Origin of the sequence: Sporosarcina sp. P34 (assembly GCF_002743375.1) — a bacterium.
GTDB lineage: Bacteria > Bacillota > Bacilli > Bacillales_A > Planococcaceae > Sporosarcina.
This window is the reverse complement of sequence record NZ_PDZC01000001.1, coordinates 616,455-629,121: the sequence shown is the minus strand read 5'-3', so window position 1 is coordinate 629,121 and position 12,667 is coordinate 616,455. Positions and strand designations below refer to the sequence as shown.

The window sequence follows — 12,667 nt, the reverse complement described above, 5'->3', positions numbered from 1 at the left end:
CTTACTCGACCTCCTTTGGAATGATTTCTTCCACTATAGTGGAAATAGATCCGTCCGCTAATTGAAGCGTCACTCGATCTCCGTTTGCTACATCGTGAATCGATTTTATCACTTCCTGATTTTTATAACCGATTGAAAAACCTCTCTCCATTACTTGTAACGGGTTCAAGGCTTGCATCATGCGCATCAATGCTACGAAGTGTTGCTGGCGCTGTTTAATGGTGTGTTCTGCAGCTCGGTTCAAACGCATTTCCAGCTGTTTCGTCTGTTGTTGTTCTAGTTGGATGCGTCGAATCGGTGTGTAGTACTGAAAACCTGCATATAAACGATCAAAGTTCATCTGTTTTCCCTGAACGATTGCTTCACTGCCGCGTTGCAAGCGTTCTTCCAAGTTGTCGAGCTTCTCAATGAATGGTCGATATAATCGTTCCGGATATTGGAGCGGATAAGACGCTTGTGCCGTTTCTAATCGCTTATTCAACTGGTTTAGTAAGGTCTGGACTGCCAGATAAATCGAACGTTGCTGATTTTTCAAGTATTGGAATAATTGAAGCTGATCCGGCACGGCCATTTCAGCTGCCGCAGTCGGCGTCGGTGCACGTAAATCCGACACAAAATCTGCAATCGTCGTATCGGTTTCATGTCCGACCGCACTAATGATCGGAATCCGACTGGAGAAAATAGCACGTGCTACGTCTTCTTCATTGAATGCCCACAGATCTTCGATGGAGCCCCCACCACGGCCAACAATCAATACATCGACATTCGCCATGCGATTCGCTTGTTCAATCGCTTTCACTATGGATGGAACGGCTGTGCGGCCTTGCACGAGAGCTGGGAACAGATACATCTCCGCCATTGGAAATCGTCGGTTGATCGTCGAGTACATGTCACGCAGCGCAGCACCTGATTCAGCTGTAATGAGGCCAATTCGTTGTGGTACTTGTGGAATAGGTTGCTTAAATCTTTCTTCAAACAAGCCTTCTTGCTGAAGCTTCTTTTTCAACTGTTCAAAAGCTAGATACAGCGCTCCAATACCGTCTGGCTCCATTGTGTGTACATAGAGCTGGTACGATCCCGCTGTTTCAAATACGGTCACATCACCTGTGATCAGAACGTTCATTCCGTTTTCAGGCTTAAATTGAAGTGTGTTCGAACGGGAACGGAACATAGCTGCTTGAATTCTTGTTTTATCGTCTTTTAATGTGAAATAAATATGTCCGGACGGATGAAGCTTAACGTTCGACAATTCACCTTTTACATAGACGTTACGTAAATGTGGATCAGCATCGAATTTACGTTTGACATATTTCGTTAGCGCTTGAACGGTTAAAAAAGTTTGATTGGACATGTTTCCATCACCTGCCCTTTTATGTATAGAGAGGCGCCCCAAAAGAGCGTCTCTCGTTCAAAATTACTTATTTTCTGTACGTACCTTTAATCTTTTTTCCGCACTTTCGACGGTATTTTTCAATAACATCGTAATCGTCATGGGACCTACTCCGCCTGGTACAGGTGTGATAGCACTTGCCTGTTTTTCAGCTGATTCATAATCCACATCTCCACATAGCTTACCGTTTTCATCACGGTTCATACCGACATCAATTACCACTGCGCCTTCTTTGATGTAATCCCCTGTAATGAATTTAGCTATACCAATTGCGACGATTAAAATATCCGCTTGTTGCGTGAATTTCTTCAAATCTTCCGTACGGGAGTGACAATACGTCACTGTTGCATCTTTTTGCAAGAGAAGTTGCCCCATCGGCTTTCCTACAATATTACTTCTACCGATAATTACGGCGTGCTTGCCTGCTATATCTACGTTGGAACGCTCAAGCAATTGCATAATACCATAAGGTGTACATGGCAAAAATGTTTCTTGACCGATCAACATTTTCCCGACATTCATCGGATGGAAGCCATCGACATCTTTTTCGGGGCTAATCGCGCGGATCACTTTGTTTTCATCAATATGTTTCGGTAACGGCAATTGCACCAAAATACCATCAATCGTCTCATCCTGGTTGAGTTTCTCTACTTCATGTAGAAGATCTTCTTCCGACACAGTTTCAGGCAATTTAGTCAGCACGGATTTCATACCGGCTTCCTTGCTCGATTTCTCTTTGTTTTTTACGTACGTCTCAGATGCTGAATTTTCTCCCACTAAAATAACAGCGAGTCCAGGTTGCACTCCTTGTGTGATTAAAGAAGCGACTTCTTCTTTTAATTCATTCCGAATTTCCTGCCCTATCGCTTTACCATCAATCTTTTTACTAGACATGATTTTCCCACCAAACTTTTTTTATTTGTAATGAAAGTTTATCGAGCTCAAACTTGCTACTAGTAGAGACGTTTGCGGTTATTGGAATTTAGAAAGTACCCCATTAACAAAACGACCTGACTTTTCGTCACCAAATGTCTTACATAGCTCAATCGCTTCGTTCATAATGACCCGATTCGGAACTTCTTCGTTATGAAGGAGTTCATAGACAGCCAATCGTAAAACGGTTCTTTCAATCTTTGGCAATCTGTCGATGGTCCAATTTTCCAATTTATTTGTGATTTCACTATCGATTTCTGTCAAGTGTTGCGCTGTGCCTCGAACTAGTTGTTCATAAAATGAATCCAGTGGTGCTTCCACAATATAACCGATCGCTTCGTCCACGTTCATCTCACTATTGTCTAGCTGAAACAGTGTTTGAACTGCTTTTTCACGTGCTTCTCTTCGTTTCATAATTGTTATCTCCTCTACCGCTCATCTTCAAAACCTAATGATAGCACAAAATGCAGGAAAAGAACTAGTGGAATCAAGCGATTTTATGTCACCCGTTAACATTTCCGGTCAATAAGTTCATAAATATTTGAGCCCGCAATAATTGGTAAAGAGGAAAGCACCGTGATCAACGAGTCGGACGGACACTTTCTTATAGAACTTTACATCGCTAGTCAACTTTTTATTGTCAGTTGAAGTGTTATTTGTAAATAACAAGTAAGGATAATGTGAGTTTCGCTCATTAATTCGTCTACGCGCTCATAGTCCTTGCATATCCGCTCTACGCTCTGCGACACCCGCTCTATCCAAGACCGCATCCGCTCATACCTAGACGTCAAGCGCTCTATCGCCATTTGTATCCGCTCATTGCCCATCATATCAAAATTCGTCTCATCCTATATCTCGAAACAAAAAACCGAAGACAACCCCTACTGTCTTGAGTAGGGGTGTCTTCGGTGAACCGCTCATTCAATTAGACGCACTCAGTCTTCGAAATGAATGCCTGTTATGTGGACATTCACTTCATGTGTTTGAAGAGAAGTCATATTCAAAATCGCTTGGCGAATTTCGTTTTGAATCTTCGTCGCAATCGTAGGAATGGAATGGCCATACTCAATAATGCAATACACATCGATTTTTAATCCTTCGTCTACCCATTCGGTTTTCACACCTTTTCCGTACATCACTTTCCCCAACTTCTCCGCAACACCTGACGCGAAATTCCCTTGGGTAGCAATCACTCCGCTTACTTCTGACGTGGCGATACCAATGATGACTTCGAGTACTTCTGGTGCGAGTTGGACTCGTCCAAGTGCGGCATCTCCAGATGGTGTCATTCCGACAAACGATGCATTTGTTTTATCAGCCATTACACTTCTCCTCCAATTATTTCATGACGTCATACTTTTCTAAGAACTTTGTATCAAAATCACCAGACTGGAATATTTCGTCATCCATTAAGTTCGTGTGGAATGGAATCGTTGTATGAACGCCTTCGACCACGAACTCGTCTAGTGCACGTTTCATCCGAGCGACCGCTTGCTCACGCGTATCCGCATGAACAATCAGCTTTGCGACCATTGAGTCGTAAAACGGTGGAATCGTATAGCCTGGGTACACTGCTGAGTCAACACGTACACCTAAGCCACCAGGAGGTAAGTACATGGTAACTTTACCAGGTGAAGGCATGAAGTTCTTTTCAGGATTTTCTGCGTTGATCCGACATTCAATAGACCAACCATTGAATTGAATATCTTCTTGTTTAAATGCTAATTCTTCGCCTGAAGCTACTTTTAGCTGTTGCTGAATCAAGTCGATTCCTGTGATCATTTCTGTTACAGGGTGTTCCACTTGAATTCGTGTATTCATCTCCATGAAATAGAACTTTTGATTGATATGATCAAAAATAAATTCTACAGTACCTGCACCGCGATAGTTACACGCTTGAGCTGCTTTAACAGCCGCTTCACCCATCTCCGCGCGTAGTTCAGGAGTCAATGCAGGAGACGGAGCTTCCTCGACTAGTTTTTGCATACGGCGTTGAATAGAACAATCACGCTCACCTAAGTGAACCGTGTTACCGTATTTGTCCGCTAGCACTTGAACTTCTACGTGACGGAATACTTCGATATATTTCTCAATATACACACCTGGGTTACCGAATGCCGCAGCCGCTTCTTTTTGTGTAATTTTCACGCCATTTACTAGCTCATCTTCATCACGTGCTACACGAATTCCTTTACCGCCCCCACCAGCAGTTGCTTTGATGATCACGGGGAATCCAAGTTCTTTTGCAATTTCGAGTGCATGATCTGCGTCATCCACAATGCCATCAGAACCAGGAACGATTGGAACTCCTGCAGATGCCATTGTATTACGCGCCACATCTTTTGTACCCATTTTAGAAATTGCTGCCGCTGTGGGTCCGATGAATTCGATATTTACTTCTTCACAAAGTTCTGCGAAGCTCGCGTTCTCCGCAAGGAAACCATAACCAGGATGGATCCCGTCACAGTCAGTTGCTTTTGCAGCACTGATAACGTTTGAGAAGTTCAAATAACTGTCTGTAGATAGACGTGGTCCGATGCAAACTGCTTCGTCTGCTAGTTGCACATGTAGCGCCTCTGCATCTGCTTCAGAATAGACCGCTACTGTTTTAATACCCATTTCCTTACATGCACGAATGATCCGTACAGCAATTTCTCCACGGTTTGCAATTAATACTTTTTTCATTAGTTACTCCCCCTTAGTTTTCTCTAACAAGGAATAAAGGCTGTCCGTATTCCACAAGTTGACCGTCTTGCACTAAGATTTCAACGATTTCACCCTGTACTTCTGATTCAATTTCGTTGAATAATTTCATTGCTTCTACGATACAAACGATGGATTCAGCTGTTACTTTATCACCAATTTTAACGTATGCTTCTGCGTCTGGTGATGAAGCTTGGTAGTATGTTCCAACCATAGGGGAAGTGATTTTGTGTAGTGTTTCGTCAGTTGCCACTTCAGCCGCTGGAGCTGCCGGTGCTTCTGGTGCTGGTGCTGGAGCTACCGCTACCTCTACAGTTTCCACTGGTGCTTGAACTGGAGCTGGTGCAACTTGTGGTGTTTGTGGCGTTTCTGTAACCGTTGTCACGGCTTGTCCACCATTCTTCTCTAATTTAATCTTCCCTCCATCTGATTCTAATGAAAACTTCTGGATAGATGATTGATCGATAAGCTTAATAATTTCTCGGATTTCTTGAATTTTCAACATATCTCATTCTCCTAACTAAATTTTCTTGCTATCGTATACTATGATAGTCGTTTTACAGGAAATATGGAATAGCAAAGGCACAAATTATCCTATTATTCTTGAAAAATACCGGTTAGTTGCAAATCTTGTGACAATTTATTCGATAAATCGATGATGTGTTATCTAGTAATTTTATTGAGTTTACCTATAAGCGTATCATTCCAATTATCTGTTTCCCCTATTTCAAAAGCTTAATTTTCACTATGTAAAAAAGGAAGCCCCATGGACTTCCTCCTGTCGTTATTCTTTTGTTTGCGCAAAATCCACTTTGACGGTTTGCGCGCCATCCCAACTCGACATGACATACTGTGTAATCTCATCCGCCATTTTCGGTGAGTGGCTTTCATTCGATAACACTGTCACATTCACCCGATCACCATCTCCACGGACAAACACTTCTGGGTACCCAAGTGCTGCGATTTGCATTTCCATCAACGCTTCTGTCGAACTTACTTTTCGTAACGCCGCAATCTCATTAAAAATTTCATTTTTCTGTTCGGCCGTAAAGTCAGAAGACGTCATCTTCTCTGTCAACTGTTGCACTGTCTCGCTGCGTTCGTTACGGACTTCCATACGCATATCCTGGAAAATATACGATTCAGCAAAGACCGGTTTCACTTCCTCCGACTTGCCTTCCTTTTCGAGTAAATTCGTTGCGTCCTTTGTTTCTTTCGTGAAGATCGCGATCCCATCAAACGGCATCGGCGCTTCCTTCTTCACGTAGTAGATTGAAATCACTGCGACTAGACTGAGTAAAGTTAAAAACCAAACTGTTCGTTTATTGGCTTTCATGTTGATTCCCCCTTTTCTTCATTTCCACGATGACGATACGATGTTCAGGCAATTGTAGGACGTTGGCTAAGAGTTGTGAAAGTCCGTTTCGTACAGCCGGATCGTCTGCCCCTTCCGCTACAACGAGCAACCCTTGCAAAGGTGATTGAGTTTTCCCATTGGATGAAGCGGAAAAATAATTGGCTAACGGGCTCTCTTCTTCTTTTTCATCGTAATGAAAATAAACTTTCACTTTCCCTAGCCCTTCCATTTGTTCAAGTGTTTCTTCAAGTGTTGACAGCATGCGCTTCTCTTCTTTTTTCTGTTTCTCCCCTCCTACATTCGCCGTACTGGTGATGTATAAAACGCTACACACCATAACCATCAAACCGATCATGATCAATCGGGGTTTCCCTGTGGGCTTTTCCAAGTTCCATCACCAACTCAACGTGAATTAACTAAAATGCATTCTACATTTGCATAATATGTAGCGTCACAGTAACTTATGACTTGCGAATTGTAGAATATATTGCAAAATCCAAATACCGATGGCCACTTTACACAATGGAATAAACAGTCTTTCCATTTCACGGCTCGCCAGTAACTGAATAAGAAGCGCAATGACTACCAAGTTGGCGAGTCCTATTAAAAATACTTCCATACATCCGCCTCATTTCCCGAACGTCATCAGTTTAATGAACGTCACAATGAAAATCGTTGTGTAGATGAAAGCGAATGTCAGCAAAAATGAAATGGCGCATAAAACAAACAACGTACGACCGATATCATCTAGTAAACCGCACACTTCCTTTTGCGAAAATGGTTCGATGATTGCCGCTGTCCATCTAAACATAAAGGCAATACATAGAATTCTAACTGCTGGCAATAGCGCAATCGTCCAGATCGATACGAGCAGCCAAATACTCATATAAGCCGTGGCACCGGAAGAATAACGTCCGATGGATCCGAGCGTATCCGTCAACAATGAACCGATGACAGGAATGTTATTCTTGATCAGCTCTTTCAACGGCTCATTCATAGCGCCATTCATCGTCCAAGACAGCGCACCACCCGCTGTAATAAAAATGGAATACGCTGCCACCATGGCGGAAACAAATGCAAGCAATGACGTACGCAATAAATCCGCCATTCGCGTGAAGGCAATTTCCGGTACCAATCGCGTGAAAATATCGAACAACAGCGCCGTTAATAACACCGGCAACAGGAACTTGTCTGCAAAAACGACAGCCCCTTGCGCAAATAACAACATAGCGGGTTGGAAATTCAAAACGCCAAACGTTGCACCAGAAGCCAAAATCATCGCAGCAATTAATGGATACATCCCAAGGAATAATGAAGCAATCGTATGCGTAATAACTTGGATCTGTTCAAAACTTTCCTTGGCTGGCTCAATCAGCAATACTAAAATGAGGATGAGCAACAGAAACCTCGTCCACTTTTGAAACGCCGGGAGAAAGAAATCGACAAGAGAAGCAATGAGCAACATGATGAGCAACAAGAAAAATGGTCCGATGATACCCGCGATACTTTCCTGCAGAATATTCAACATAGTGGTCTCGTCCATTCATTATTGTTAGGATTCGTTCACCAGGGAATGAACGCGTGAATTGTCTCGATCAATTGCGTGATATATGGCAGCCACAATGTCATAATGACTACTTTCATGCTGGTCTGAAACAACTGCCCGAATGCCCCGTACCCCTCATCTTTCATCTGAAGCGACAGAACTTCCGCCACATAATACAGACCTGCACTCACCACTAGTAGCGTCGCATAAGGCGACGGTAACTTTTCCGTCAACGCTAACAATGTCGATCCAAAAGGTACCAGGACCGTGAATAATACATACACGGTAACCAGTAAGAATAGCGTGGTATAAAGAATGGGATGCAAGGCAGGCGCGGCAAACGAAAGCAGAAGCAGCAAGAGATACACGACAAATAATTGAAAGAGAATCGCCATTTACATCGCCATGGATAGCCAGCTAAAGAATTCTGTGATCTCCGTAAAGAATATTCTAAGGAACATCAGCAACTCGATCGAGATATACAGATACGCTAAGAAAAATAGGAAAAATGAGAACTCTTTCTTGCCCGTTTGCTCGAAGAACACGTGAAGTACCCCAATCACCAACCCAACGCCGGCGATGCGCAATAAGTCATTCAGTTCCATCCCGCTACGCCTCCTCCATAGTCCACTCTATGAGGTAGGCTTCTTAGATATGCAAAAGTATAAATGTATAAGGGACATTTGCGGATTGAAAAGATCAGGTGGAGTTTTTGTCGGGGTAGTGATTTGCAGTTCAAAGATATGCTCGTAAAAGCCGTTCTTCGTGACGGCTCTCGCTCTAGACGGACGCTTTCCCAGGGACCCGCGGTGAGCCATCGGGAGCCGCCTGCCCCTCCAATCTCTAATTTTTAAGTGGGAGTCACTTATTGTTTCTCATTGAAGGTGAGGTGGTATTCGAACGCATTTCCACGACAAAAAAGATGCCCCATCACTGGGACATCTTGAATAAGTATTTACTTATGCGCGGGAAACGTATTCCGCTTCTTCTGTGTTGATGACCAACATATCACCTTGGTTAACGAAGAATGGTACTTGTACGACAAGGCCTGTTTCCATCTTAGCTGGCTTCGAACCGCCACTCGCTGTGTCGCCTTTGATTCCAGGCTCTGTTTCAGCTACTTCAAGCGTAACGGTTATTGGTAATTCAACGCCAAGCACTTCTTCTTTATACGTGATGACGTGAACTTCCATATTCTCTTTCAAGAACTTCAGTTCATATTCAAGTTGTTTTTCAGATAGTTCGATCTGCTCGTAAGATTCGTTATCCATGAATACGTGCATATCACCGTCAGCATATAAATACTGCATTTTACGGTTATCGATCTGTGCTTTTTCTACTTTTTCTCCCGCACGGAATGTCTTTTCGTTTACATTCCCCGAGCGAAGATTACGTAGCTTCGAACGAACAAACGCTGCACCTTTACCTGGCTTTACGTGTTGGAAGTCCATTACGCGCCAAATGTCACCATCAACTTCAATTGTTAATCCTGTACGAAATTCGTTTACTGAAATCATTCGTATTCCTCCATTTTTAACCGATTATAAAATAAGCAGTTCTTTAGTAGACTTTGTCAAACGTTCATTACCTGTTTCTGTAATTAGTATATCATCTTCAATCCGCACGCCACCTACACCAGGAAGATAGATTCCTGGTTCAACGGTAACCGCCATATTCGGTACAAGCACCGTATTAGAACGGAATGATAAGGCTGGAGCTTCGTGAACTTCCATGCCGATCCCATGACCGGTTGAATGACCAAATGCCTCTCCATACCCTTTGGACTTGATATAGTCGCGTGTAATTGCGTCGGCTTCGATACCTGTCATGCCGGGCTTAATTTGTTCCACACCCAGTTCTTGGGCACGTAACGTGACTTCATAGATTTCACGAAGTTTAGCAGAAGGCTCACCGATCGCAACGGTTCTCGTAATATCCGAGATATACCCATTATAGAGGGCACCGTAATCCATTGTAACTAAATCACCTGTCTCAATCACTTTATCAGATGCTACCCCATGTGGTAAAGCCCCTCTTTCACCAGAAGCAACAATTATGTCAAACGAGGAGGAAGTCGCACCTTGTTTGCGCATGAAAAACTCCAATTCATTGGCGATTTCTAGCTCCGTTTTACCGGCTTGGATGACCGAACAAATATAAACGAATGCCGCGTCCGCGATGGCTGCCGCTTGCTTCAACACTTCGATTTCTTCCGGTGTCTTAATTAAACGTAATTGCTCTATTAAACCTGCGACAGGCACTAGTTTTGCCTTTATATTTTCGTCATACACCTCAAACTGACTGTAGCTGAGATCCTCTTTTTCGAAGCCTAGTGTATCAATCTTCATTTCTTTTACTTGATTCGCAACTTCTTGGATCATCGCGCCCGTATGCTGGACAATGCGATAGCCTGTTAGTTGGTCATTGGCTTGCTCGATATAACGGAAGTCTGTAATGAATACTGCATCATCTTGTGAAACAATTGCAGTCCCGGCAGATCCCGTGAAGTTTGTCATATAGCGACGGTTATACGGATTTGTGATGACTAATGCATCAAGTTGCTGTTCTTTTAGTAAGTTCCTTAATTGCTCTATTTTCAAGACGGTCTCTCCTCTCGTTTTAACAAAAACGCTTGGAAGGCAAGATCGTAGCCCGCTGTTCCAAAACCGCACAATTGCCCTGCTGCAACAGGCGCAATAACAGACGTGTGTCGGAACTCTTCACGAGTATGTATATTTGAGATATGGACTTCAATTACCGGCACGGAAATAGAGGCGATTGCGTCACGAAGCGCAATGCTATAGTGTGTAAATGCGCCCGGATTGAAGATGATGCCATCAATTTCTCGATCCCCGGCATCGTGAATCTTATTGATGAGCTCACCTTCTATATTGGACTGAAAACACGCGAGCTTGACGTCTGATTCATCCGCTAGACGCTGAATGCGGCTTTCAATATCTGCAAGTGTCTCCGCCCCGTAGATATCCGGTTCTCTTTTGCCCAATCGGTTCAAGTTTGGACCATTTAAGAGTAACAGTTCCATTAAATCCCCTCCCACTCATTTTTCTTTCCTATTTTAGCACAATGAGGGAGCAGGACATACTAATACTGTTCTAGCCTATGGTTTTTTTCATGTAGACAGATGTTCCGATGACGAAACGGAAGATCATCGCAAACAAACAAGCAAATGGTATCGATATTTTTTTAATGAATTGCGTCATGGTCAAATCCGCTTTGACGTGGATCATCCATTCAATGAAGAAAATCATAATAATTGTGACGATCAATGAAGATACAGTGGGTGGAATTTTAATCGTCAGACGTGCAATAAAGTACAGGATAAAAAATAGCAAGAAGCAGATGACCCCCAATATCACCCACTTCAACCATCCAGGAAAAGTCGTAAGCATATGAAGTTTTTTTGTCCAGCCTATTGGTGACCATTTTATAAATTTGAAAACTTTTAGGAATTTCAGTGAAATGATAGATAGTACCGCAGCCACAATAGCTGTCCATACATGTGTTGATGTAATTTTCATGACAATACCTCCCATTGCAGTGTCGGGCAATTTACAACTTTTTAAACCTCACAATGGTGCAATTTCACTTTTTTTAGTACAATGGGAATATCGTTTCTTACGACAGAAAGTGTGGGTATGTTATGAGCCAACAGAAAACTCCTCCAGCATACGGAGGTCAAGCACTTATAGAAGGTGTAATGTTCGGTGGAAAGAAGGATACGGTGACAGCCATTCGCCGTAAAGATGATACGATCGAGTACTACCATGTACCGAGAGAATCACATCCTATACGCACCAAATTAAAAAAAATTCCTTTAATTCGCGGTATTGTCGCGCTGATCGAATCGGCTGGTAATGGTTCTAAGCATTTGACTTTTGCGAGTGACCGCTACGATGTGATGCCTGGCGAAGAAGAGGAACAGGCAAAAGAAGAAGAGACGTCGAAACTAGTTATGATGCTTGGAGTGGCGGCAGTCGGCGTGTTGTCGTTTATTTTTGGTAAGTTCGTCTTTACACTTGTACCCGTTTTCTTAGCGGAGTTATTTCAATCCGTGGCACCTAGCAAAACGGCACAAATTATGATCGAAAGCTTCTTTAAACTATTCTTGTTACTGACGTATATTGGGTTGATTTCTATGACACCGCTAATCAAGCGGGTTTTCCAATATCACGGGGCAGAGCATAAAGTCATCAATAACTACGAAAATAATATGGAAATGACAGTAGAAAACGTACAATCGCAATCCCGATTGCATTATCGATGCGGTAGCAGTTTCATTTTGTTCACGGTTATCGTTGGAATGTTTATCTACTTCTTAGTTCCAACCGATCCACTTTGGTTGCGCGTCCTCAATCGGATTTTATTAATTCCAGTAGTGCTCGGCATATCATTTGAAGTATTACAGTTGACGAATGCGGTGCGCAACGTACCAGTACTTCGTTATCTAGGATACCCTGGACTTTGGTTGCAATTATTAACCACAAAAGAGCCAGACGACAAGCAAGTAGAAGTTGCCATTGCTTCTTTCGAAAAATTATTGGAAGTGGAAGAACATGGAGTAGGTGTGTTGAATCCCCAAATTGCAGCAGAAACCGAAGAAGAGAATGAGCCAAAACCTCTTCTTTCATGAGATCAAACAAAGAGCCTCAACTGTATTTTCTACACGTTTGAGGCTCTTATTTTTCCACAAAAATTTGCACGCACGTAAAAAGGGCCC

General features: G+C 42.9%; 17 protein-coding genes. 1 reads left to right on the top strand and 16 read right to left on the bottom strand.

The window, feature by feature from the left end; all coding sequences use genetic code 11:
- Window position 1: 1 nt before the first annotated feature.
- The 16 genes from xseA to CSV63_RS03260 form a co-directional block, all read right to left on the bottom strand.
- Window positions 2-1,351: an exodeoxyribonuclease VII large subunit gene (xseA, locus tag CSV63_RS03330; protein WP_099694539.1), complete on the bottom strand. Its 1,350-nt coding sequence runs from the start codon at window positions 1,349-1,351 to the stop codon at window positions 2-4.
- 63 nt (window positions 1,352-1,414) lie between these two features.
- Window positions 1,415-2,284 carry a bifunctional methylenetetrahydrofolate dehydrogenase/methenyltetrahydrofolate cyclohydrolase FolD gene (gene folD, locus CSV63_RS03325; RefSeq protein WP_099630068.1) on the bottom strand — a complete coding sequence of 290 codons (870 nt, stop codon included), beginning with the start codon at window positions 2,282-2,284 and terminating at the stop codon, window positions 1,415-1,417.
- Window positions 2,285-2,362: 78 nt separating this feature from the next.
- Window positions 2,363-2,737: a transcription antitermination factor NusB gene (gene nusB, locus CSV63_RS03320; RefSeq protein ID WP_099694538.1), complete on the bottom strand. Its 375-nt coding sequence runs from the start codon at window positions 2,735-2,737 to the stop codon at window positions 2,363-2,365.
- A gap of 521 nt (window positions 2,738-3,258) precedes the next feature.
- Window positions 3,259-3,645, bottom strand: a complete 387-nt coding sequence (locus CSV63_RS03315; RefSeq protein ID WP_099637498.1) for an Asp23/Gls24 family envelope stress response protein — start codon at window positions 3,643-3,645, stop codon at window positions 3,259-3,261.
- Window positions 3,646-3,661: 16 nt separating this feature from the next.
- A complete protein-coding gene (gene accC, locus CSV63_RS03310) occupies window positions 3,662-5,008 on the bottom strand; it encodes an acetyl-CoA carboxylase biotin carboxylase subunit (RefSeq protein WP_099694537.1) in 1,347 nt (448 codons plus the stop codon).
- A 13-nt stretch (window positions 5,009-5,021) separates the two neighbouring features.
- Window positions 5,022-5,531, bottom strand: coding sequence for an acetyl-CoA carboxylase biotin carboxyl carrier protein (gene accB, locus CSV63_RS03305; protein WP_099694536.1), 510 nt, complete (start codon window positions 5,529-5,531; stop codon window positions 5,022-5,024).
- A 279-nt stretch (window positions 5,532-5,810) separates the two neighbouring features.
- Window positions 5,811-6,362, bottom strand: coding sequence for a SpoIIIAH-like family protein (locus CSV63_RS03300; RefSeq protein WP_099674856.1), 552 nt, complete (start codon window positions 6,360-6,362; stop codon window positions 5,811-5,813).
- The gene (locus tag CSV63_RS03295) at window positions 6,349-6,771 is read right to left on the bottom strand and encodes a hypothetical protein (RefSeq protein WP_099672189.1); all 423 of its coding nucleotides are present in this window, start codon (window positions 6,769-6,771) and stop codon (window positions 6,349-6,351) included. The genes CSV63_RS03300 and CSV63_RS03295 overlap by 14 nt, the downstream gene beginning before the upstream one ends.
- Window positions 6,772-6,834: 63 nt before the next feature.
- Window positions 6,835-7,002 carry a hypothetical protein gene (locus tag CSV63_RS16425; RefSeq protein ID WP_158233903.1) on the bottom strand — a complete coding sequence of 56 codons (168 nt, stop codon included), beginning with the start codon at window positions 7,000-7,002 and terminating at the stop codon, window positions 6,835-6,837.
- A 9-nt stretch (window positions 7,003-7,011) separates the two neighbouring features.
- Window positions 7,012-7,911 carry a stage III sporulation protein AE gene (locus CSV63_RS03290; protein WP_158232006.1) on the bottom strand — a complete coding sequence of 300 codons (900 nt, stop codon included), beginning with the start codon at window positions 7,909-7,911 and terminating at the stop codon, window positions 7,012-7,014.
- A gap of 35 nt (window positions 7,912-7,946) precedes the next feature.
- The gene (locus CSV63_RS03285; protein WP_158231588.1) at window positions 7,947-8,288 is read right to left on the bottom strand and encodes a stage III sporulation AC/AD family protein; all 342 of its coding nucleotides are present in this window, start codon (window positions 8,286-8,288) and stop codon (window positions 7,947-7,949) included.
- A gap of 36 nt (window positions 8,289-8,324) precedes the next feature.
- Window positions 8,325-8,534 carry a hypothetical protein gene (locus CSV63_RS03280; RefSeq protein WP_029054553.1) on the bottom strand — a complete coding sequence of 70 codons (210 nt, stop codon included), beginning with the start codon at window positions 8,532-8,534 and terminating at the stop codon, window positions 8,325-8,327.
- Window positions 8,535-8,888: 354 nt separating this feature from the next.
- Window positions 8,889-9,446, bottom strand: coding sequence for an elongation factor P (gene efp, locus CSV63_RS03275; protein WP_099694535.1), 558 nt, complete (start codon window positions 9,444-9,446; stop codon window positions 8,889-8,891).
- Window positions 9,447-9,470: 24 nt separating this feature from the next.
- Window positions 9,471-10,529 carry a M24 family metallopeptidase gene (locus CSV63_RS03270; protein WP_099694534.1) on the bottom strand — a complete coding sequence of 353 codons (1,059 nt, stop codon included), beginning with the start codon at window positions 10,527-10,529 and terminating at the stop codon, window positions 9,471-9,473.
- On the bottom strand, window positions 10,526-10,972 hold the full coding sequence (gene aroQ, locus CSV63_RS03265; RefSeq protein WP_099694533.1) for a type II 3-dehydroquinate dehydratase: 447 nt from the start codon (window positions 10,970-10,972) through the stop codon (window positions 10,526-10,528). The genes CSV63_RS03270 and aroQ overlap by 4 nt, the downstream gene beginning before the upstream one ends.
- Before the next feature lie 70 nt (window positions 10,973-11,042).
- Window positions 11,043-11,468: a hypothetical protein gene (locus tag CSV63_RS03260; RefSeq protein WP_099694532.1), complete on the bottom strand. Its 426-nt coding sequence runs from the start codon at window positions 11,466-11,468 to the stop codon at window positions 11,043-11,045.
- A gap of 122 nt (window positions 11,469-11,590) precedes the next feature.
- Here CSV63_RS03260 and CSV63_RS03255 point away from each other — a divergent pair, with 122 nt between their 5' ends.
- Window positions 11,591-12,580, top strand: coding sequence for a DUF1385 domain-containing protein (locus CSV63_RS03255; protein WP_099694531.1), 990 nt, complete (start codon window positions 11,591-11,593; stop codon window positions 12,578-12,580).
- The last annotated feature ends 87 nt before the right edge of the window (window positions 12,581-12,667 follow it).